The 21722-nt window shown below is 55.6% G+C and carries 20 protein-coding genes; 8 read left to right on the top strand and 12 right to left on the bottom strand.

The annotated features are described in order from the left end of the window. Nucleotides 1–57: 57 nt before the first annotated feature. From CKO12_RS03815 to trkA, 7 genes are all read right to left on the bottom strand, one after another. Nucleotides 58–540 (bottom strand): DUF29 domain-containing protein, encoded by a 483-nt coding sequence (locus CKO12_RS03815; protein ID WP_200153404.1) that lies wholly within the window; start codon nt 538–540, stop codon nt 58–60. Nucleotides 541–603: 63 nt separating this feature from the next. After that, nucleotides 604–1548, bottom strand: coding sequence for a 4-hydroxy-3-methylbut-2-enyl diphosphate reductase (gene ispH / locus CKO12_RS03810; RefSeq protein ID WP_200153403.1), 945 nt, complete (start codon nt 1546–1548; stop codon nt 604–606). Next, a complete protein-coding gene (locus CKO12_RS03805; protein WP_200153402.1) occupies nt 1545–1688 on the bottom strand; it encodes a hypothetical protein in 144 nt (47 codons plus the stop codon). Before CKO12_RS03805 ends, ispH begins: the two co-directional genes overlap by 4 nt. 46 nt (nt 1689–1734) lie before the next feature. Continuing rightward, entirely contained in the window at nt 1735–3069 is a 1335-nt protein-coding gene (locus CKO12_RS03800; protein ID WP_200153401.1) for an HD-GYP domain-containing protein, read from the bottom strand. Nucleotides 3070–3117: 48 nt separating this feature from the next. After that, nucleotides 3118–4998: a biosynthetic arginine decarboxylase gene (gene speA / locus CKO12_RS03795; protein ID WP_200153400.1), complete on the bottom strand. Its 1881-nt coding sequence runs from the start codon at nt 4996–4998 to the stop codon at nt 3118–3120. A 106-nt stretch (nt 4999–5104) separates the two neighbouring features. After that, the gene (locus tag CKO12_RS03790) at nt 5105–6559 is read right to left on the bottom strand and encodes a TrkH family potassium uptake protein (RefSeq protein WP_200153399.1); all 1455 of its coding nucleotides are present in this window, start codon (nt 6557–6559) and stop codon (nt 5105–5107) included. Beyond that, nucleotides 6560–7969 carry a Trk system potassium transporter TrkA gene (gene trkA, locus CKO12_RS03785; RefSeq protein ID WP_200153412.1) on the bottom strand — a complete coding sequence of 470 codons (1410 nt, stop codon included), beginning with the start codon at nt 7967–7969 and terminating at the stop codon, nt 6560–6562. It lies immediately after the preceding gene. A 217-nt stretch (nt 7970–8186) separates the two neighbouring features. Between trkA and CKO12_RS03780 the strand changes: the two genes are divergently transcribed. The 8 genes from CKO12_RS03780 to CKO12_RS03745 all read left to right on the top strand — a co-directional run bounded on the left by CKO12_RS03780 (nt 8187) and on the right by CKO12_RS03745 (nt 14694). Then, nucleotides 8187–9023: a PHP domain-containing protein gene (locus tag CKO12_RS03780; protein ID WP_200153398.1), complete on the top strand. Its 837-nt coding sequence runs from the start codon at nt 8187–8189 to the stop codon at nt 9021–9023. Nucleotides 9024–9121: 98 nt separating this feature from the next. Then, the gene (locus CKO12_RS03775) at nt 9122–9748 is read left to right on the top strand and encodes an L-threonylcarbamoyladenylate synthase (protein WP_200153397.1); all 627 of its coding nucleotides are present in this window, start codon (nt 9122–9124) and stop codon (nt 9746–9748) included. A gap of 9 nt (nt 9749–9757) precedes the next feature. Next, a complete protein-coding gene (locus tag CKO12_RS03770; RefSeq protein ID WP_242466190.1) occupies nt 9758–10453 on the top strand; it encodes a site-2 protease family protein in 696 nt (231 codons plus the stop codon). Nucleotides 10454–10471: 18 nt separating this feature from the next. After that, nucleotides 10472–11692: a tryptophan--tRNA ligase gene (locus CKO12_RS03765; RefSeq protein ID WP_200153396.1), complete on the top strand. Its 1221-nt coding sequence runs from the start codon at nt 10472–10474 to the stop codon at nt 11690–11692. Nucleotides 11693–11701: 9 nt separating this feature from the next. Beyond that, nucleotides 11702–12544: a segregation/condensation protein A gene (locus CKO12_RS03760; RefSeq protein ID WP_200153395.1), complete on the top strand. Its 843-nt coding sequence runs from the start codon at nt 11702–11704 to the stop codon at nt 12542–12544. Between the two features lie 29 nt (nt 12545–12573). After that, nucleotides 12574–13152, top strand: coding sequence for an SMC-Scp complex subunit ScpB (gene scpB / locus CKO12_RS03755; protein ID WP_200153394.1), 579 nt, complete (start codon nt 12574–12576; stop codon nt 13150–13152). Nucleotides 13153–13159: 7 nt separating this feature from the next. Then, a complete protein-coding gene (gene cobD / locus CKO12_RS03750) occupies nt 13160–14194 on the top strand; it encodes a threonine-phosphate decarboxylase CobD (protein ID WP_200153393.1) in 1035 nt (344 codons plus the stop codon). Continuing rightward, on the top strand, nt 14149–14694 hold the full coding sequence (locus CKO12_RS03745) for a hypothetical protein (RefSeq protein WP_200153392.1): 546 nt from the start codon (nt 14149–14151) through the stop codon (nt 14692–14694). The genes cobD and CKO12_RS03745 overlap by 46 nt, the downstream gene beginning before the upstream one ends. On the opposite strand, the gene pnp is transcribed toward CKO12_RS03745, so the two are convergent. The 5 genes from pnp to infB all read right to left on the bottom strand — a co-directional run bounded on the left by pnp (nt 14613) and on the right by infB (nt 21714). Then, the gene (gene pnp, locus CKO12_RS03740; RefSeq protein WP_200153391.1) at nt 14613–16712 is read right to left on the bottom strand and encodes a polyribonucleotide nucleotidyltransferase; all 2100 of its coding nucleotides are present in this window, start codon (nt 16710–16712) and stop codon (nt 14613–14615) included. The two genes, CKO12_RS03745 and pnp, sit on opposite strands and share 82 nt — an antisense overlap. 241 nt (nt 16713–16953) lie before the next feature. Then, nucleotides 16954–17223: a 30S ribosomal protein S15 gene (rpsO, locus tag CKO12_RS03735; protein WP_200153390.1), complete on the bottom strand. Its 270-nt coding sequence runs from the start codon at nt 17221–17223 to the stop codon at nt 16954–16956. Nucleotides 17224–17429: 206 nt separating this feature from the next. Continuing rightward, nucleotides 17430–18347, bottom strand: a complete 918-nt coding sequence (truB, locus tag CKO12_RS03730) for a tRNA pseudouridine(55) synthase TruB (RefSeq protein WP_200153389.1) — start codon at nt 18345–18347, stop codon at nt 17430–17432. After that, nucleotides 18344–18745, bottom strand: a complete 402-nt coding sequence (gene rbfA, locus CKO12_RS03725; protein ID WP_200153388.1) for a 30S ribosome-binding factor RbfA — start codon at nt 18743–18745, stop codon at nt 18344–18346. Before rbfA ends, truB begins: the two co-directional genes overlap by 4 nt. A 2-nt stretch (nt 18746–18747) precedes the next feature. Next, on the bottom strand, nt 18748–21714 hold the full coding sequence (gene infB / locus CKO12_RS03720; RefSeq protein ID WP_200153387.1) for a translation initiation factor IF-2: 2967 nt from the start codon (nt 21712–21714) through the stop codon (nt 18748–18750). Between the last annotated feature and the right edge of the window lie 8 nt (nt 21715–21722).

The following is a 21722-nucleotide window of genomic DNA, read 5'->3' as shown; positions in this document are numbered from 1 at the left end:
CAATCAATCCCACCCCACGCGCCAGTGAATGAAAAGATCGCATACGGTCAAGCATGGTCATTCTCCAAAGTGGTTGATATGTGGATAAAACGTTTTATCTAGCAATTGTTCAAGCGTATAAGAACACGTTGTTGGAAATGTCATTATTGGTAATCGCGTTTCATCGCTCGCCAAATCAACTGCATCAGGATAAACCTCAGCAATAACCTCATCGACAATTACCTTTAAGCCGGGTGATTGCCGAAATAACACGACAATCCGTTTACGTTGTTCAATAATGGTGCGCTGCCAACTATCACTTTTAAACTCACGCCAGCGTTCAGATAAAATCTGATATTGATATTCCCATTTTAATAAATGAGCAATCAAAATCAAAAGCCGATTGTAAAGTTCGCGGCGGTCGCTCTTGCTCAGGTCGCTGAGTTCAACTAACAAATGTTCAATATCAAGTTCTGCAAAACGACCGGCGCGAATTAACTCCGCCGTTTGTAATGTCCACGCGCTGTAATCTGTTTCGTATAACGTGCTTAATTCAGTCATGTGCGTGACCACTAAAACGATGGTTAAAAATTGCTCGTTTCACGGTGAAACGATGACAACTGATTATGTTTGGTCAGATTCAACCAATTCTGGCGGCAAAGTAAATACAATTTGCTCACGGATGCCGTCTAATTCCTGCACCTCCGTCAGCCCCCATTCGCGCAGCTTGGCGACCACCTGCGTCACCAAAATCTCCGGTGCCGAAGCGCCAGCAGTGATGCCAACTCGTGGCGCGGCAGCAAACCACTCGCGGCGCAAATCATCTGCACCATCAATGAGATAGGCCACGCAGCCTTGTCGCTCTGCCAGCTCCCGCAGCCGATTGGAATTGGAACTGTTGGGCGAACCGACGACCAGCAGCAGCTCGCTGCGCTCCGCCAGCGTCCGCACCGCATCTTGGCGATTTTGCGTGGCGTAGCAGATGTCGCTTTTCTTTGGCCCCTGAATCGCCGGAAACCGCTCCCGCAGCGCCGCAATGATCGCCACGCTGTCATCCAACGAGAGCGTCGTTTGGGTGACATACGCCAGCGCCACCGTTGCTGGCAGCGTCATGGTCGCCACATCAGCAACATTTTCAACGAGATAGATGCCGCCAGTGGCACTGTCATATTGACCGAGCGTGCCCTCTACTTCGGGATGCCCGCGATGTCCAATCAGAATAACGCTCACCCCGGCGCGGCAATGTCGCATCACCTCCAGATGCACCTTCGTCACCAACGGACAGGTCGCATCAAATACCCGCAAACCTCGCTGTTCCGCCTCGCGCCGCACCGTTTGCGGGACGCCGTGCGCACTAAAAATTAAGGTCGCGCCATCCGGTACCTGCGCCAATTCTTCAATAAAAATTGCACCGCGCCGGCGTAAATCTTCCACAACATAACGATTATGAACAACCTCATGGCGCACATAAATTGGGGCGCTATAACGCGCTAATACGCGCTCAACAATCGCAATAGCGCGATCAACTCCTGCGCAAAAACCACGCGGATTGGCAAGTAAAATAGTCACAGTGGAAATAACTCCTGCGTGATAAACAAATAACTTACTGCGATCACGACAACCGCAATTGCAATATAAGGTAAAAGAATACAAATCATCGGTAAATCGTTGCAGACTTTGCTGTAGCGGCATAACTTACAGTTTTTCATCAATGTCCTCCGAGATATTTGCGAAAAGCGCAATGTAATGCTGTCGTTAAAATGTCCAACTACTGATTGGGATATGTGGCTCAGTGAACCTTACTTTTTTGGATACTTCTTTGTAGAAAGATTTATAGCGTTGTATGATTTGAGTGAGTTCTATTTCTAAGGCGCGATCAGAAGCCAAGCCCGTTGTTTGATATAATTCCTGCGCAATGCGCGTAAAAGCGTCTACCACGTTGGGGTCAAAGTGGCTGCCGCAATCGCGGTGCAGAATCATCATTGCTACATTAAATTCCATTGGCTCTTTATAAGGCCGGCGCGATGTCAGCGCATCAAATACATCAACCACTGCGAAAATACGCGCATTCAATGGAATATCATCACCTTTGAAACCGTGCAAATAACCGCTGCCGTCGTATTTTTCGTGGTGGTGTTCTACAACTTCGCGGGCACCAATTAACCATGCCGAATGCGCAATAATATCGACACCTAAAGCGACATGCGTGCGCATTACCGCAAATTCTTCTGCTGTCAACCGTCCGGGTTTTAGTAAGATATTATCGCTGATGCCAATTTTCCCAACATCATGTAAAAATGCACCTGAAATCAAACGACTGATGTCTTTTTGCGGTAACTTTAATTCTTCCGCCAAACGCACTGCATAAATGGTAACGCGGTAGTTATGGCTGTTGGTGTCAGAGTCGCGTTTCGCAATGGCGCTGCCCAAAACTGCCATCAGTTCGATATTGGCTTGCAATAAATCATCAGATAGTTTTAGCAAATCACGATTGAGCGCAATAATAAACGGATACAGTAAAATTGAGGTGGTCAGCACGATCACAACAACCAGTAACAAAATACGAATCACGTCATCAAAAATACTCTGCAACGTTGTATCATCTACTTGATACAAGCCTTCAAAATATCCCGCTAATTGTCCGCGACTGTCTTTCAGTGGAAGTAACACCTGCATATAAATACACGAGTGAAAATAAAATTTATTGTATTGCACTGAGTTTTCAAGCGGGAATGAATGCGTATATTTTTTCAGTTCAGTTTCTACATATTCTGTCTCTGGTCGGCTTTTTTCCAGAAACTTTTTCTTGGCTGCATCGTATAATTCAATGACAATAAAATGCTGCTGTAAAAATTCTGTGGTGAGCTGCTCAATCTGCTGAATGATTTCAGGGTGGGCTTGGTCGATGGGATTAAAATGATCGAGAACGTCGCTGTTAAATGTGCTGGCTTCCTGTGTTGCTAATTTCAACACGCGATCATCTACTTTGCCCATTTCTAAATAAAAAACGATGCTGCCAATCAGTAAGGACAGCACAACCCAGCCGCCAAACAATCGTAATAAAACCCGCTGGTGCGTGTGAGTTCCCATTATTGTGCGCTCTGTTACTTGTGCTGCCATGACGAAAACATCTAACTTTTAGCTTTCAAAGTAGGTGTATCCGTATAACCCGGCTTTTAATTCAACAAACAGTTGTTCTCGCGTCACGCGATCCAATCCAACGGCATCCAATTTGCGCCGATAATGCGCCAGCAATACGCGTGGCTCAAAATGCACCACGCTCAATAACTCATCAGTTGAATCGCCGCGCTCAGGATCGCGGATGCGATAACCCGCTGGCGCATTGGCGTCTAATTCAACATTGATGGCATCAGTATCGCCAAATAAATTGTGCATATCGCCAAGAATTTCTTGATACGCGCCAACCATGAAAAAACCAAGTAAATATGCGCCCGTTAATCCCGCGCCACTATGAACCGGCATACTCGCTTCAATGCCGCCTTCATCGACATAATGGTCAATGCAGCCATCAGAATCGCAGGTTAAATCGTGTAATACTGCCCGCGCTGCGGGAATTTCATTTAAGCGTTGAATCGGCGCAATGGGAAAAATTTGATCCAGCGCCCATACATCTGGCAGCGATTGAAAGAGAGAAAAATTACAAAATAGTTTATCTGCCAGCAAGGCGTTGATGTCATCTGCTAATTCCCGCTGCCGCCGTATTCCAATATCCAAACGTTCCGATAACGCCCGACAAATCGCCATAAATAATTCTTCAGCTCGCGCCCGCTGCGTTAAATCAAATTGATCGTGAGCAAAACGGTCGCGGGCAGTGGCGCGTAATTCTCGCGCTTCGGCGTACACCTCTTGCGGGGCGGCGTCGGCGACTTCGCGCAGCCACCGCGCCAGCGCATTCAAAGTCACGTCGCCCTCGTCTGCCAACGGCGTGACCGCGCTGCCGCCCGCTTCTTCGCGGTCGATGACGTTGGTAATGAGCACGGCGTGGTGCGCGGTCAGCGCCCGCCCCGATTCGCTGAATAAATCCGGTTCGGGCAAATTGCAGCGCCGACATTCGGCAGCGATGGTGGTGACAATCGCGCTGGCGTAGCCGCTAAGTCCATAATTTACCGAACAATAATTGCGGGTGCCGGTGCCTTCATAATCGACGCCCAGCCCGCCGCCGACGTCAATCACGTTGATCGGCGTCCCCAGCCGGCGCAGCTCGGCGTAAAACCGCACCAATTCCGCAGCTCCGGCGCGAATGTCCTGCACATTCGGAATCTGCGAGCCGAGATGCGCGTGCATCAATTGCAACCACTCCAAATGCCCGGCGGCTTCAAGCTGTTTAATCAACTGCAAAATCTGGTTGGAAGTTAAGCCAAACTTGGCTTTTTCACCGCCGCTGCTCTGCCAATGACCCGCCGCTGCTGCCGCCAGCCGCACCCGCACGCCGAGCAGCGGTGCGACCTCAAGCCGCGCTGCTTCTTCCAACAGCAGCGGCACTTCCGACAGCTTTTCAATGACGAGATAAACGCGCAGCCCCAACCGCCGCCCAATCAGCGCCAAGCGGATGTATTCGCGGTCTTTATAGCCGTTGCACACGATCAAACCGCCGGGCGGAGCGAGTGCGAGCACCGCCATCAATTCCGGTTTGCTGCCCGCCTCCAGCCCGGCGTGACCGGAGTGGAGAATCTCGCGCACGACGCCCGCTTGTTGATTGACTTTGATCGGATAAACCGGCTGATAGCGCCCGCTGTAGCCGCAGGCGGCGCTGGCGTCAGTGAACGCCTGATGCAGGGCGCTGACGCGATGGCGCAGGATGTCGGTAAAGCGCACCAACACCGGCAACGCCAAGCCTTCAGCGGCAATTTCCGCAACTAAATCAGTGAGATCAATCTCGGTGGGCTGGCGCGGATCGGGGCGAGCGCACAGATGACCGGCAGCGTTAATCGTGAAATAGCCTTCACTCCAACGATCAATTGCATAAATATCGCGGCAGCGTTGAATGATGTGGTGCATAACGATTGAGGTCTCTTTTTTAAGTTGTCGGTTTTCAGTTGTCAGTGATGGGCGTTAAGCATAAACGGTTATTTTGAAAATACGTTGACAACTGCCAACTAAAAAATCATTTCCGCCAGAACTGTGGTGTAAATAAAACCAGTAAAGAAAACACCTCAAGTCGCCCTAATAACATCGTAAAACTCAGCACCCACGTTTCAAAATCAGTCAAGCTCGCATAATTCGTCGCTGGGCCGACCTGACCTAAACCGGGACCGGCGTTGTTAATGCAGGCAATCACGGCAGTAAATGCAGAAACAAAATCCATGCCGCCAAAAATGAGTAAAAAAGTCATCGCCACAATGCTCATAAAATACAAAAAGATGAAGCCTAAAATGGCGACGACCACGCTGTTGGGAATCGGCATACCGCCCACCGTTACCGGCGCTGCCATTGATGGATGCAAAAGCCGTGTTAATTCGCGTCCACTTTGGCGCACTAAAATCAAGGTGCGAATCATTTTAATGCCGCCGCCGGTGGAGCCAGAACTGGCGGTAATTGCCGATAAAAAGAGCATCCAATACGGTACAAAAATCGGCCAGAGCGCATAATCGGTATTGGCAAAACCGCAATCAGTGGCAATTGAGACCAGATTAAAACTGACAAAGCGCAGCGCCGTCCAAAAGCTGGCATAAATCTCGTTAAACCATAAATATACGGCACAGCCGACGCTGCTTAAAAATAACACTGCTAAAACGCCCCGCGCTTCGGTATCGCGCCAATAAGCGGTTAATTTACGTTCGCGCCAGACCGCAAAATGCGTGGCAAAGTTGAGCGCCGCCAATACCATAAATACAATCAACACCAATTCAATCGCAGGCGAATTAAACGCGCCGACGCTGGCATCATGTGTTGAAAAACCGCCTAAACTTAACGTTGCAAAGGCGTGACAAATCGCATCAAACCAACTCATGCCGACCAGCCATAAACTCACAATGCACGCCAGCGTTAATACCAAATAAATCACCCACAATACGGCAGCAGTGTCGGCGATGCGGGCGGTGAGTTTGGCATCTTTAATGGGGCCGGGCACTTCCGCACGAAATAACTGCATTCCGCCGACGCCGAGCATCGGTAAAATCGCAACTGCTAACACGATAATACCCATGCCGCCCAACCAGTTAATTGCGTGTCGCCACAAATTAATTGATGGAGCCAGCGTATCTAATCCCACCATCACGGTTGCGCCAGTCGTGGTGAGCGCCGACATCATTTCAAAAAAAGCATCCGTAAAAGAAAGCTGTTCATGCAGCATCAGCGGCACGGTGGCAATTGTGGAAATCAGCACCCACGATAGCGCCACTAAAATAAACCCATCGCGGGCTTTTAATTCCATCCGATAGCGTTGGGTGGCCAGCGTGAGTGTGCCGCCGACAACCAGACACACCATCACGCTGATTAAAAAAGTCAGCAGGGTGCCATCTTGATAAATAAGGGCGCAGGTCAGCGGCAGCAAGTAAATAACACTTGATACCAGCAATAAATAACCCAGTACGTTGGTAACAGAAAGGAGGGCGCGCATTTAGAAAAACGCCAGTCCGACTTGAAAATATCGCTCAATTTTTGGCACTAAATCTTTACTCGCTAAAAAAAGAATGACGTGATCTTCCGCTTCAATCAGCGTGTCGCCGTGTGCAATTAACACTTGCCCCAGCCGCAAACTCGCGCCGGGCGTGTCCTGACTGACTCCGCGCACAATCGCGCCAATGCTGGCACCACGCGGCAAATCCAGTTCGTGAATGTGACGACCGATCACTTTTGAGGTCGAGGCGTCGCCGTGTACCACGAATTCCAGCGCCTCCGCTGCGCCGCGCCGCAAGCTGTGAACGGCGGCGACATCGCCGCGCCGCACATGCGCCAGCAGCGAGCCGATTGAAACCTGCGCGGGCGAAATCGCAATATCAATCCGATCTGCTTGCAACAAATCGGCATACGCTCGCCGATTGATCAGCGCCAGCACTCGTCGTGCGCCGAGATTTTTTGCCAATAACGCGGCCATGATGTTGTTTTCATCGTCATTGGTCAGCGCCAGAAAAAAGTCCATATCATCAATGTTTTCAGCACTTAACAGCGTTTCATCAGTCGCATCGCCGCACAGCACCAGCGCCGAATTCAGCGCCGAGCCTAAATCCCGCGCTCGGGTTTCATTCGCCTCAATCACCTTGACTTGGTAGCGATCCTGCGCGACTTCCGCCAATCGTGAGCCGATGTTGCCGCCACCGGCAATCATCAGCCGCCGTGTCGGTTGATCGCGGCGACGCAGTTCCGTCATCACTTGGCGAATATCGCGGGTGGCGGCGAGATAAAACACCTCGTCGCCCGCTTCAATCAGTGTTTCTCCGGTCGGCATAATCGGTTGATCGCGGCGATAAATGGCGGCGATCCGCGCATCAATTTCGGGCATGTGGCGGCGCAAATCGCTGACCGGATGCCCCACCAGCGGTCCGCCCGCGACGGCGCGAGCGGCAACCAGACTGACCATGCCGTCGGCGAATTCCAACACCTGCAAGGCTTCGGGAAATTCGATCAGTTTCAACAGGTAATCGGTGACGATCTGTTCGGGGCAGATGCTGAAATCGACGGCGAAGTTTTTTGCATCTAACAGTTCAGGATGAACGCTGTAATCGGCGGAACGCAGGCGGGCAATTTTGGTGGGAATTTTGAACAGGGTCTCGGCGGTGCGGCAGGCGCACAGATTGGTTTGGTCGCTCTGCGTCACGGCAATCAATAAATCGGTGTCTTCTGCGCCAGCTTGTCGCAATACCGACGGCAGCGCGGCATTGCCAACCACCGTGCGCAGATCGAGCCGATCCTGCAATTGCCGCAGGCGGCGGGTGTCGGTGTCGATCACGTTGATTTCATTCGCTTCCGAAACCAGACTTTCTGCCACCGAGCTGCCGACCTGACCAGCTCCCAAAATGATGATTTTCACGGCATTCGCCTTGTAGATTGGCTTTGGCATTTGAAGGCGGCGATCCTAACGCGCTGCGCTGTTGCGTGCCTACAAAACTGAGTTATCAGTTTTCAGTTGTCGGTTGTCAGTAAAAAAACAGCGTTATCGCCGCTCACGGACAACTGACAACTCTAAAAAGTCACAACCTCACGCGCAGCGGGCGCTTCTTTGCGATCAGACCGGTTAAACTAGCGCGATGAACCATGACACCTATGATTTACACACCCATTCCACCGCTTCTGACGGCACCCTGACTCCCGCCGAGTTGGTGGCGCGAGCAGCGGCGGCGGGAGTGACGGTGCTGGCGCTCACCGATCACGACACCACTGCCGGCATCGCTGAGGCGACCGCTGCTGCGCTGGAGCACGGCATCCGGTTGATTGCTGGCGTTGAGATTTCCGCCACTTGGGGCGAGCGCACGGTGCATATCGTCGGGCTGGGAGTGGCGGTTGATGCGCCAGAATTAGCGACCGGGCTGGCGGAATTGCGCACTTTTCGGGCGTGGCGAGCGGAAGAAATTGGGCGACGTTTGGCGAAACATGGCATTGACGATGCTTATGAAGGAGCGCGAGGGTTTTCCAATGGCAGCTTGATTGGACGCACGCATTTTGCGCGGTTGCTGGTGCAGCGCGGTCTGGCTGCCGACACCAACGAGGTTTTTAAGCGGTTTTTGACGCACGGCAAACCCGGACACGTCGCCGGACAATGGGCGAGTTTGGAAGCTGCGGTGAGCTGGATTCGCGCTGCGGGCGGACAAGCGGTGATTGCGCATCCGGGGCGGTATCGCCTGACGCACACCCGTTTACTGCGCTTTATCCGAGAATTTCACAACGCGGGTGGCGCGGCGCTGGAGGTCGTGACCAGCACACACAGCCGCGATGACATTCTGAATTTTGCCCGCCTCGCCCGCGAACAGCAGTTGCTGGCATCGGTGGGGTCTGATTTTCATGGACCAGAACATGCGTGGTTGCAATTGGGACGTCTGCCGCCGTTGCCGACAAGCTGCGTGCCGGTGTGGCGAGATTGGAGCTGATTTGAATCAGTTGTCAGTCGCGCCAGATGCAGCCCGTTCACAACTTGCTTTTACTGACAACTATTTATCACCAGCCGCTGCCGAACTAGGATTTTGATATGGCGCAGTTTTTTCAGATTCATCCCGATAATCCACAGCCGCGTTTGGTGCGCCGCGCAGTGGAGATTTTGTTGGAAGGCGGCGTGGTGGTGTATCCAACTGATTCGTCGTATGCGCTGGGTTGTCAGCTCGGCGAGAAGGGCGCGATGGAGCGAATTCGGCGAATTCGGCGTTTGGACGACAAGCACAATTTCACGTTGCTGTGTCGGGATTTGTCGGAAATCACGACCTACGCTCGCATCGACAATCAAGCGTTTCGCCTGCTGAAATCGCTCACGCCCGGCGCGTACACCTTCGTTCACGAGGCGACCAAACAGGTGCCGCGTCGTCTGCTGCATCCGAAGCGCAAAGCCATCGGCATTCGCGTTCCCGATCACGCGATTTGTCGGGCGCTGCTCGGCGAACTGAATCAACCGATTTTGAGCACCACGCTCATCATGCCGGACGCTACCGAACCGCTGACTGATCCCTATGACATGCGCGAGCTGTTGGATAAACACGTTGATTTAATTATTGATGGCGGGTTCTGCGGGCTGGAACCAACCACCGTGGTGGATATGACCACCGAACCGCCGACGTTGGTACGGCGGGGCAAGGGCGATGCAACACAATTTATTGAGGACTAATTGGAACAAATGGACATCACTTATCAAGCGTTTATGGCGCAGTTACAACTGGTAGCGATTTTGGCGCTGCCGGTCATCTTGGCAATCACCGTTCACGAAGCCGCTCACGCTTGGGTGGCGCACCGGCTGGGTGACGACACGGCGCGACAACTGGGGCGCGTGACCTTCAATCCGCTCAAACACATTGATCCGATTGGCACCGTGCTGGTGCCGGCGTTGACCTTCATTTTTTTGCACGGCGTGTTATTCGGCTGGGCCAAACCGGTGCCAGTGAACTGGCGCAATCTGCATCATCCGCGCCGCGATATGGCACTGGTTGCCATTGCTGGACCGGGCGTGAATTTACTGATGGCGCTGGGCTGGCTGGCGCTGCTGCATCTCGGTTCCTTGCTGCAACCGCTCAGTAGCGGCTTGGCGCTGACGGTGGTGTACATGAGCGCCGCCGGAGTGCTGATTAACGTCTTTTTTATGGTGCTGAATTTACTGCCGCTGCTGCCGCTCGATGGCGGGCGGGTGATGACGGGAATTTTGCCGCCCCGCGCTGCTGGTTGGTTTTATCGGGCGGAGCCTTACGGGATGGTGATTTTGCTGGCGCTGCTGATTACTGGAATGCTCGGCTCGGTACTGCTGCCAGCGGTTCACGGCATTCTCGCAGTGCTGCCCGGCGCTGACATCGTTAGCAAACTTTTTCTTCCAGCGGTTTGATTCGAGACGGTTTTAGTTATGTCTTCTGTTTCTGCACAACATGCGCGGGTGTTATCGGGAATGCGCCCGACCGGTCAGCTCCATCTGGGGCACTATCACGGCGTGCTCAAAAATTGGCTGGAATTGCAGCATGAATATGAGTGTTTCTTTTTTGTCGCCGATTGGCACGCGCTGACCACGCATTACGATGATCCGACCAGCATCCCCGACAGCAGCCGTGAGATGGTGATTGACTGGCTGGCGGCGGGTTTGAATCCCGGCTCGGCGACGATCTTTGTGCAATCCCGCATTCCCGAACACGCCGAGCTGCATTTGCTGTTGTCGATGATGACGCCGCTGGGCTGGCTGGAGCGGGTGCCAACCTACAAAGATCAACAGGAACGGTTGAAAGAGCGCGATCTGGCGACCTATGGCTTTCTCGGTTATCCGCTGCTGCAAAGTGCCGACATTCTCGTTTACAAAGCTGGGCAGGTGCCGGTCGGTGAGGATCAAGTGGCGCACGTCGAGCTGACCCGTGAGGTGGCGCGGCGGTTCAATCATTTGTACGGGCGCGAGCCGGGGTTTGAGGAACGCGCCGAAGATGCCAAGCGCAAAATGGGCAAGAAAAACGCCAAATTATTTGACACGCTCAAGCGTCGTTATCAAGAACAGGGCGATGCGGAAGCGTTGGCCGTCGCCCGTGCTTTGATTGAAGGTCAGGGCAATCTCACTCTCGCCGACCGCGAGCGCCTGCTCGGTTATTTAGAAGGCGGCGGGCGGGTGATTTTGCCGGAGCCGCAGCCGTTGCTGACTAAAGCCTCGCGGATGCCGGGCTTGGATGGACAAAAGATGTCGAAGTCGTATCACAACACGATTGCGCTGCGTGATCCGCCGGCGGTGGTGGAAAAGGCGCTGCGGACGATGCCGACTGATCCGGCGCGGGTGCGGCGCACCGATCCGGGCGATCCGCACAAATGTCCGGTGTGGCAGTTTCATCAGGTGTATTCCAACGACGCAGTGCGCGAGTGGGTGCAAACCGGCTGCCGCTCGGCAGGCATTGGCTGTCTCGATTGCAAACAACCGATCATCGACGGCGTGTTGGCGGAATTGCTGCCGATTCAAGCGCGGGCGGTGGAATATGCCGCGCAGCCAGAATTGGTGCGCAGCGTGCTCAACGAAGGCTGTGAACGGGCGCGGGACGTGGCGCGGGAGACGATGGAAGAAGTGCGCCACGCGATGTCGCTGGTGATGGCGATCTGAGCTGATGCGGTGACGGTTGCCAGCGATTTGGAAATAGACAGCCATACTCTTCCGGCGGTGGTGCGGGTGGCGGGCGAGCCGCTGCTGACGTTGCCGCAGGGTTTGTACATTCCGCCGGATGCACTGTCGGTATTTTTGGAAACGTTTGAAGGGCCGCTGGATGTATTGCTGTATTTAATCCAGCGCCAAAATCTTGATTTATTGACGATTTCGCTCACCGATCTTGCCGCGCAATATCTGGCTTATGTTGAGCTGATGACGACATTACGCTGGGAATTGGCGGCGGATTATTTGGTGATGGCCGCCACGCTTGCCGAATTGAAATCGCGGCTGCTGTTGCCGAGCGTGACGGTGGATGGTGAGGAACAAACGCCAGAAGAGTTGCGCCGCCAACTGATTCAACGCTTGCAGGACTACGCGCTGATTAAACAAGCGGCGCAAGATTTGGATGCGCTGCCGCGTTTGGAGCGCGATGTGTTTATCGCTCGCGCTGCCGTGCCAGCGGGGACGCGCCAGCGCATTCCGCCGCCAGTTGAATTGGCGCATCTGCTGCTGGCGCTGCGCGAGGTGTTGACCCGCGCCGATTTGTTCACGCATCACTGCGTTGCGGTGGAGGCGCTGTCATTGCGGGAACGGATGACGGCGGTGCTGACGCAGTTACAAGATGGCGCACCGCGCAGTTTTAATGCGCTGTGTGATCTGCGCGAAGGGCGAGCGGGCGTGGTGGTCACGCTGCTGGCGCTGCTGGAACTGCTGAAAGCCAACCTCGTCGCCATCACCGAATCCGCGCCCATCGCGCCAGCAACGCAGCCAGAACTCTGGTTTTGCCGCCAACTGACAACCGCCAACTGACAACTTTTTCTTGCCAACTTCCCCCAAAAATGCCCCCGCTCAAACACATCATCGAAGCAGCCCTGTTTGCCGCCGGCACGCCGCTCACGCTGGAGCAACTGCGGGCGCTGTTTACAGATGACGCCCGTCCTGACCGAGCGCAGCTCGTCGCTGCGCTGCACGATCTCGCTGCCGAATATCAGGCTCGCGGGATTGAAATCGTCGAAGTGGCGGGAGGATTTCGGGTGCAAATCCGCGCCGATATGGCACCTTGGATCAGTCGCCTGTGGGAAGAACGCGCTCCGCGCTACTCCCGCGCCGTGCTGGAAACGCTGGCGCTGATTGCCTATCGCCAGCCGATCACGCGCAGTGAAATTGAGGAGATTCGCGGCGTTGCCGTCAGCACCAACCTGATACAAACCCTCACCGAACGGGAATGGGTGCGCGTTATCGGGCATCGTGACACGCCCGGACATCCGGCGCTGTACGCGACTACCCGCGCTTTTTTGGAGTATTTCGGGCTGCGCTCGCTCAACGATTTACCGCCGTTGGCGCTGCTGCGCGATCCCAATTTGGCATTATTTCCCGACGCCGACGCGCTACCACCTGATGCTGCGCCAGCCACTTAAACCACCGATGACCACTGCCACCGATTCACCACTCTCACCGCTCACGCCACCCGAACACGGCGGTCGCTTGCGCCAAGCCGCTGCGCGATTGGGCATTCCGCTGGCGCAGTGGCTTGATCTGTCCACCGGCGTCAATCCGCACAATTGGCAAGTGCCGCTGCCGCCAGAATCGGTGTGGCAACGGCTGCCCGAAGATGACGACGGTTTGGAAAGCGCGGCCGCGCAGTATTACGGCGCAGCGGCACCGCTGCCGCTCGCTGGTTCGCAGGCAGCGATTCAAGTGCTGCCGACGCTGCGCCAGCCTTGTCGCGTTGGTGTGCCAGCGGTCGGTTATCAGGAACACGCTCACGCTTGGCGGCGAGCGGGGCATCAAGTGATTGAATTGAGCGCCAATCCCGACCGCTGGCTGGTGGACGACAGCGAGCGGCTGGATTGCCTGATTGTCATCAATCCGAATAATCCCACCGGACACTGCTGGCCGGTCGCCACGCTGTTGCATTGGCAGCAGCGGCTCGCGGCTCGCGGCGGTTGGCTGATCGTTGATGAAGCATTTATGGACGTCACGCCGAGCGCCAGCCTGTTGCCGTATCTCAACCGCCCCGGTTTGATCGTGCTGCGCTCGCTCGGCAAATTCTTTGGTTTAGCTGGCGCTCGCGTGGGATTTCTGTTTGCAGACAAGGCGTTACGCGCACAGGTCGCAGCGCAGCTCGGGCCTTGGACAGTCGCTGGCGCGTCGCGCTGGGTGGCGACGCAAGCGTTGACCGATAGCGCGTGGCAGATGACCACTCGCGCTGCGCTGCCGCTCGCCGCCGCACGCTTGGCGACTCTGCTCACGCAGCATGGGCTGGCACCCAGCGGCGGGACGGCGTTATTTCAATGGGTGATGACCGAACATGCCCACTGCATCGCCGCTGGTTTGGCGCAGCAGGGAATTTTGGTGCGCTATTTTGCAGAGCCAGCAAGTGTGCGCTTCGGCTTGCCGGGGCATGAGCGTGAATGGCAACGCCTGAAGCTGGCGCTGGCGGCGCTCCGGTGTGGGTGAAGCCGGGCTGGTTGACGATTCCCGCTGCCGACTGTTCACCGCCGCCAAGCGGCATCGCGCAGCCGGGGCGGATCATCGTGTTTGGAGCCAGTGCGCTGCCAGCCGCAGCGTGGACGGCGCTGGCTGATCCGCACTGCGATCTGGAAGTGCTGGAACTTGATCCGCGCCAGCCGCTTGATAAACATCGGCTGGATGTTGCGTTGAGCGTCGGTCGCCACGCGGTGGAACGCGCCAAGCTCGCCAACCGGCAGCGCGTGGTGCTGATTGCGCTGGTGCCAGCCGCGCTGATGGGCATAAAAACGCCGCTGGCGCAGGATGAATGCGGCAGCGGCGCGTGTTATCAATGGTTACGTCATTGGGGAACGCCGGAACTGGCGGCGCTGGTCGGAGCGCAAATTGCCAGCGCCCAGTTGGGGCTTTATTCGCCCATTTCGATTGCTTTCATGCTCAGACGAATCCGTCCCTGCTTGTCCACTTCCAGCACCTTCACCCGCACCTGATCGCCTTCTTTCAGCTTATCGCTGACCGATTGCACCCGCTCCTCGCAAATCTGCGAGATATGCACCAAGCCATCGCGCCCCGGCAGAATCGTCACGAATGCGCCGAAATCCATCAAGCGAGCAACCTTGCCCTCGTAGATTTTGCCGACTTCGACATCAGCGGTAATCAGGCGGATGCGCTTTTTCGCCTCTTCACCAGCGGATTTCTCCACCGAGAAAATCTTCACCACGCCTTCATCGTTGATGTCGATGGTCGCGCCGGTTTCCTCGGTGATCGAACGGATGACTGCGCCGCCCTTGCCGATGACATCGCGGATTTTTTCGGGGTGAATTTTGAACTCGATGATGCGCGGCGCGTGTTCTGACATCTCGGTGCGATGCGAGGTGATGACCTTGCTCATCTCGCCGAGAATGTGCAGCCGCCCAGCTTTGGCCTGCGCCAGCGCGGTCTCCATAATCTCCGGCGTGATGCCTTCAATTTTGATGTCCATTTGCAGCGCGTTGATGCCGTCAGCGGTGCCGGCGACCTTGAAATCCATATCGCCGAGATGATCCTCGTCGCCCATGATGTCGGTCAGGACGGCAAACTCCGCGCCTTCCTTAATCAAACCCATCGCCACGCCAGCGACCGGCGCTTTAATCGGCACACCGGCATCCATCAACGCCAGACTGGTGCCGCACACGCTCGCCATCGAACTGGAGCCGTTGGATTCGGTGATTTCCGAAACCACGCGCACCGAATACGGGAACTCTTCGATGCTGGGCATGACCGCCAAGATGCCGCGTTTGGCCAGCCGACCGTGCCCGATTTCGCGCCGTTTCGGGCTGCCAACGCGCCCAATCTCACCGACGCAGAACGGTGGGAAGTTGTAATGCAGCATGAAATGCTCACGACGTTCGCCGTCCAGCGCGTCAATGATCTGCGAATCGCGTTCAGTGCCGAGCGTGGTGATGACCATCGCTTGGGTTTCGCCGCGAGTGAACAGCGCCGAGCCGTGCGTGCGCGGCAGAACGCTGGTGCGAATGGCAATCGGGCGCACCGTGTGGCGGTCGCGTCCGTCGATGCGCGGATTGCCAGCAAGAATGGAGCCGCGCACGGTCTGGCTTTCGAGATGTTCGATTGCCGTTTTCACCTGCATTTCCGACCACTGCGCCGCCTCACCGCCCGTCAACGCAGCGACTGCGCCAGCCCGCGCTACATCTAACGCACTGTAACGCAACTGTTTTTCGCGGATTTGATACGCCGCTGCGATCTGCTCACCACAGGCAGCTGCAACGGCAGCGGTGAGTTCAGCATTTGGCGGCGGTGGCGTCCACGCGAACGCGGGTTTATTCACCTCGGCGGCGAGTTCGCGGATCGCCTGAATCACGCACTGGAACTGCTGATGTCCAAACAGCACCGCGCCCAGCATCACTTCTTCCGACAAGCCCCGCGCTTCCGATTCGACCATCAACACGGCTTGATCCGTGCCAGCAACGATCAAATCAAGATCGGAATCCGGCCCTAACCCAATCATGGCGGGATTCAAAATGTACTCGCCGTTTTTATAACCAACTCGCGCCGCGCCAATCGGCCCGTTAAACGGCAGCCCCGCAATCGACAGCGCCGCAGATGCGCCGATCAACGCCGGAATTTCTGGATTCACCGCCGGATTCAACGATTTAACGGTGGCAATCACCTGAACTTCTTTGCAGAACCCTTCCGCAAACAGCGGGCGCACCGGACGATCAATCAAGCGAGCGGTGAGGATTTCGCCTTCGCTGGGACGCCCTTCACGCCGAAAAAAGCCGCCGGGGATGCGCCCAGCGGCATAGGTTTTTTCTTGATAATCAACGGTCAACGGCAAGAAATCGCGCTCAACGTTGGAGCGTTTATCCACGACGACCGTCACAAAAACAACGGTGTCATCCATGTTGACCAAGACTGCGCCGTCGGCTTGACGGGCGATTTCGCCGGTTTCGAGCCGGACTCGGTGGGTGCCGAACTGGAATTCTTTGACGATGGGGCTGGAAATCACGTTTCAATCCTTGTTTTATTGGATTTATCCTTGCAACCCAAATCTGAAATTGGCTCTGGCGAAACCGCCACAGCACCCTGACCGAGATAAAACGCTTCGCCTGTCAATAATTTCACCAATGTCTCCTCAAAACAAGATTAAGTAAATTCAAAGGTCAAGACAAAAGGGTTAAGACGAACTGTGATCTCACCTTGCCCCTCGTGCAAAAAGCCCCCCTTTGGAAAAGGGGGGTTGGGGGGATTTAGCGACGCAGACCCAAACGCGCAATCAAATCGCGGTAACGGTCGATGTCTTTGCGCTTGAGGTAATCGAGCAATTTGCGGCGAGCATTCACCATGTGTACCAAACCACGCCGCGAATGATGGTCATGTTTGTGTTCTTTGAAATGCCCGGTCAATTGCAAAATGCGAGCGGTCAATAATGCAACCTGCACTTCAGGGGAACCGGTATCGCCAGCGCCACGCGCATATTCATCGACGACTTTTTTCTTATCTGCTGCGGTCATTGTCATTGCAATTCTCCATAAATGAGAGTGGTAAAAACCCGTATTGAATCAAATGATTCAATACAATTTCCCCAACAATGACATCAGGGAAATAGGGTTGGATGGTGTTGTTTTTTTCAATCCTTGTTGTATTGGATTTGATGTTTAAATCAAGTGTTTGGGCGGCACTTTATCCATCGTCAGATTTCAATCCTTGTTGTATTGGATTTGGATTAAATCAATCGCTTCGGCTGTACTTTTCCATCATCCGCAATAGTTCCGACGCCGATGAATTTCTGCGACGGATCATAAAGCCGCACAAGACCCGAAGTTGGCGCTTGCGGAATGAGCACTGCCTGACCTTGACCGAGATAAAACGCTGCATCTGCACTCAATTTCACTGCTGGCCAGTGCCCGAGCGCCGAATCCAGCGCCAGCAAGTGCGCATCCAATCGCTGCGGCGTGTCGTCATCTGCCATCGTTGCAATCTCATCCAGCGTCACAAAAGGCATTTCCGCTTCCAGATACGGACCCACGCCGGTGCGCCGCAGTTGGCTGACGTGCCCACCGCAACCGAGTTCGCGCCCAATATCTTCGGCCAACGTGCGGACATAAGTCCCTTTGGAGCAATGCACATTCAGCTCAATTTCCGGCAGGTCGATGCTGAGAAGCTCCAACGCAAAAATCTCAATTGGACGCGGTTGACGTTCAACTTCAATGCCTTGCCGCGCCAGTTTGTACAGCCGCTGCCCGTTGTGTTTGAGCGCCGAGTGCATCGGCGGCATCTGCTGAATGCTGCCGCGAAACCCGCGCAGCACCGTTTCAATCCGCGCTGCATCAACGTTTTCCACCGGCAGCGTCGCCACGATTTCGCCTTCGGCATCAGCCGTCGTCGTGGTCACACCCAGCCGCACGCGCACCCGATACCATTTATCGGCATCCAATAAAAACGCAGAAAACTTGGTGGCATCGCCCAAACAGCACGGCAACAAACCCGTCGCCAGCGGATCAAGACTGCCGGTGTGACCGGCTTTGGCGGCGCGATAAATCCGCTTGACCCGTTGCAGCGCATCGTTCGAGCTGAGATGCAGCGGCTTATCGAGCAACAGAATGCCGGTGATATTTCGACCTGAATTACGGCGACGGCTCATAGTTGCTGCTCCTCGGTCGGTTTCGATCCTTGTTGTATTGGATTTGCGACCGCTTGGTCGATCAACGTGGATAACCGTTCGCCGTAACCAATTGATTCATCAAAGACAAAATGCAGTTGCGGAATCGTGCGCAGTTGCACCGTTTGCGCCAGCGCGTGGCGGAGAAAACCCGCCAAACGACCGTTGAGCAGCCGCTCCTGCGTTTTGGCAGATTGCTCCGCGTCATCATTTCCAAAGCAGGTGAAAAAGACTTTGGCGTGCGCCAAATCTCGCGTCACCCGCACCTCGTGTACCGTAATGTTGGCGAGACGCGGATCGCGGACTTGATCGCGCAGCAATTGCGCCAACTCGCGGCGCAATTCCGTTCCAATCCGATCAGTGCGGGAAAACGCCTTCACGCTTACAGCACCCGCGCCCGTTCGGTGCGCTCAAACACTTCAATTTGATCGCCGGGCTGCACATCGTTGTAATTCTTGACGCCAATACCGCACTCGGTGCCCGCCTTGACTTCAGGCACGTCATCCTTAAATCGCCGCAGCGATTCCAACGCACCTTCATAAACCACGACGTTATTGCGCAGCACCCGAATCGGGCTGCTGCGGCGAATCGCGCCCTCAGTCACTAAACAGCCAGCAATTGCGCCATATTTCGACGAACGGAACACGTCGCGCACCTGCGCCAGCCCGATGATTTCCTCGGTGACAATCGGACTGAGCAAGCCCGAAATCGCCTTTTTCACATCATCAATCAGCTCATAAATGATGCTGTAGTAACGCAGATCGAGACCTTTTTCCTCGACGATGCGCCGCGCACTGGCATCAGCGCGGACGTTGAAACCCAGCAAGATCGCGCTCGACGTGACCGCGAGATTGGCATCCGACTCGGTGAGACCACCGACGCCAGAAGCGACAATCGCCAGCTTGACCTCATCGTTCGCCAGCTTCAGCAAGCTGTCTTTGAGCGCCTCCAAACTGCCCTGCACGTCGGCTTTCAGAATGATATTGACGCTCTTTTGCTCGCCATCTTTGATCTGCAAAAAGAGTTGATCGAGACTGACGCCGCGCTGTTCATCGAAACGACTTTGCCGCGACCGCGCCGAGCGGAATTCCGCCACTTCACGCGCCCGCCGCTCATCGCTGACCACCATCACATCATCGCCAGCTTTGGGCGTGCCGGATAAACCCAGCACCTGCACCGGAATTGACGGCCCCGCCGATTCGACCGGAGCGCCAGCTTCATTGAACATCGCCCGCACGCGACCATATTCGCCGCCGCTGACAATGATGTCGCCACGCCGCAAAGTGCCGCTTTGCACCAGCACCGTCGCCACCGGCCCGCGTCCCTTATCAAGGCTGGACTCCACAATCGCGCCGCGTGCCGGGCCATCAATTGGCGCTTTGAGTTCGAGCACTTCGGCCTGCAGCAGAATCGCATCCAACAGATCGTCAATGCCCAAACCGCTTTTTGCCGACACCCGCACCAGCATCGTATCGCCGCCCCATTCCTCAACCTGCACCTCGTGCTGGCTGAGTTCCTGAATCACCTTGTCAGGATTGGCGGCAGGTTTATCCATCTTATTGAGCGCGACAATTAACGGCGCTTTCGCAGCGCGGGCGTGTTGAATCGCCTCAATTGTCTGCGGCATCACGCCATCGTCGGCTGCAACCACCAGAATCACGATGTCAGTGACCTTCGCGCCCCGCGCCCGCATTGCCGAGAACGCTGCGTGACCGGGTGTGTCCAAAAATGACACCGTGCCCTTCGCCGTTTCGACGTGATACGCGCCGATATGCTGGGTGATTCCGCCCGCTTCACCAGAGGCAACGCGAGTACGGCGGATGTAATCCAACAGCGAGGTTTTACCGTGATCGACGTGACCCATGATCGTCACGACCGGCGGACGCGGCAGTGATTCGGTTTGATCGACCTGTTCCTGCATTTCATCCAGCAACGTCCCTTCCGCATCACGCAGATCAGCAATCACTGGCGTATGACCAAGTTCCTCAACCACCAGCGTGGCGGTGTCCCGATCCAGCATCTGGTTAATCGTGACCATCATGCCCTGCTTAAACAGTTCCTTGATGACCACTGAACCCTTGATCGACATCCGATTGGCCAATTCCGCCACGCTAATCAGCTCAGGAATCTCAACCTCGCGCACGACTGGCGCAGTCGGTTTTTGAAAAACGTGCTTATCCTGCAACTCCGGCTTGGTCTTTTTCCGCCGCCGCATTCCGCGATTGCCAGCCAGCCCGGCTTCAACTTCTTCATAATCGGCAGCGCGAGGCGTCACGATCAGCTCCCGCACTCGCGTGGAATCCTTGCGCGGAGCCTTTTTAACGGCACGATCCTTTTCTTTTTCCTCCACCTCAGCCGGTTTTTTAACGCCACTCTTTTTCACCGGCTTGTTGGCAGTTTCAGCGCGACGCGGCGGTGCTGGCGCAGCACTGGCACCGGGAGCAGAAGATGCTGGACGTCGGGCAGCGGGCGCAGCTCTGGGGCGCGGTGCCACTACCGGAGCTGCGGCCACTGCTGGCTCATCAATCACAACAGCAACAGCATCGACTGGAGCTGGCGCAGCCTCAACTACTGCCACCTCAACCGGCGCTGCCGCTTCAACCGGCGCTGCCGCTTCAAGCGCCGCTTGTTGTGCCGCAGCTTCGGCTGCGGCTAATACCGCAAGTCGTTCGGCTTCAATGCGGGCAACTTCTTCAGCTTGCCGCCGCACTTCTTCCTCAGCTTTGCGCACCTCTTCCGCAGCGCGACGCCGCACAGCCTCTTCACGCGAGCGCAATTCTTCATTTTCTAATTCAGCAAACCGCCGCGCTTCCTGCTCTGCCCGCAAGGCTTGCAGCTCGGTACGCCGGCGCATTTCGTCATACACCGGTGGCGCAGGTGCCCGTTCCCGCCGGGGCGGACGCTCAGATTGACGGCGCGATGAGGGCGGTGCAGAAGCAGTTGGTGCCGACGTGGTCGGCGCGGGAGTGGCTGGCGCAGCAGGAGCGGCACCATCGCCATCGCGCTTGACGTAAGTCCGTTTGCGGCGCACCTCCACGCTCACGGTTTTACCGCCTCGCGCTGGGGGCGCCGGACGGACGCCAGCAGTGCTGCGCGGAGCCGGTGGGGTTTGGCGCAGCTCGCTGACGGATTTGCGCTTGATCGTGACCTGATTGGGCGCGGCGGCACCATCATCGGTTTCTTTACCGTGACTGCGGCGCAGATAGCCAAGGAGCTTGACCTTCTCCTGTTCCGTCAGCGTGGCATCTGCACCGCTGGCGCTAATGCCGGCTTCATTCAGTTGGGTGAGGAGGCGCTCAATCGGAATGCCAATTGATGCCGCAAGTTGTTTGACCGTGACTTCACTCATGGATTGAT

It is taken from the genome of Chromatium okenii (genome assembly GCF_016583745.1).
Lineage (GTDB): Bacteria > Pseudomonadota > Gammaproteobacteria > Chromatiales > Chromatiaceae > Chromatium > Chromatium okenii.
The sequence above is the reverse complement of the archived record's forward strand: the minus strand, read 5'-3'. Positions and strand labels throughout refer to the sequence as shown.

Coding starts and splice junctions, on each gene's coding strand:
- scpB (WP_200153394.1), top strand. CDS start 12,574: ATGCCCCCGCTCAAACACATCATCGAAGCAGCCCTGTTTGCCGCCGGC.
- CKO12_RS03765 (WP_200153396.1), top strand. CDS start 10,472: ATGTCTTCTGTTTCTGCACAACATGCGCGGGTGTTATCGGGAATGCGC.
- cobD (WP_200153393.1), top strand. CDS start 13,160: ATGACCACTGCCACCGATTCACCACTCTCACCGCTCACGCCACCCGAA.
- CKO12_RS03805 (WP_200153402.1), bottom strand. CDS start 1,688: ATGAAAAACTGTAAGTTATGCCGCTACAGCAAAGTCTGCAACGATTTA.
- CKO12_RS03770 (WP_242466190.1), top strand. CDS start 9,758: ATGGACATCACTTATCAAGCGTTTATGGCGCAGTTACAACTGGTAGCG.
- CKO12_RS03790 (WP_200153399.1), bottom strand. CDS start 6,559: ATGCGCGCCCTCCTTTCTGTTACCAACGTACTGGGTTATTTATTGCTG.
- infB (WP_200153387.1), bottom strand. CDS start 21,714: ATGAGTGAAGTCACGGTCAAACAACTTGCGGCATCAATTGGCATTCCG.
- speA (WP_200153400.1), bottom strand. CDS start 4,998: ATGCACCACATCATTCAACGCTGCCGCGATATTTATGCAATTGATCGT.
- truB (WP_200153389.1), bottom strand. CDS start 18,347: ATGAGCCGTCGCCGTAATTCAGGTCGAAATATCACCGGCATTCTGTTG.
- CKO12_RS03745 (WP_200153392.1), top strand. CDS start 14,149: ATGGCAACGCCTGAAGCTGGCGCTGGCGGCGCTCCGGTGTGGGTGAAG.
- CKO12_RS03780 (WP_200153398.1), top strand. CDS start 8,187: ATGAACCATGACACCTATGATTTACACACCCATTCCACCGCTTCTGAC.
- CKO12_RS03775 (WP_200153397.1), top strand. CDS start 9,122: ATGGCGCAGTTTTTTCAGATTCATCCCGATAATCCACAGCCGCGTTTG.
- CKO12_RS03800 (WP_200153401.1), bottom strand. CDS start 3,069: ATGGGAACTCACACGCACCAGCGGGTTTTATTACGATTGTTTGGCGGC.
- CKO12_RS03815 (WP_200153404.1), bottom strand. CDS start 540: ATGACTGAATTAAGCACGTTATACGAAACAGATTACAGCGCGTGGACA.
- rpsO (WP_200153390.1), bottom strand. CDS start 17,223: ATGACAATGACCGCAGCAGATAAGAAAAAAGTCGTCGATGAATATGCG.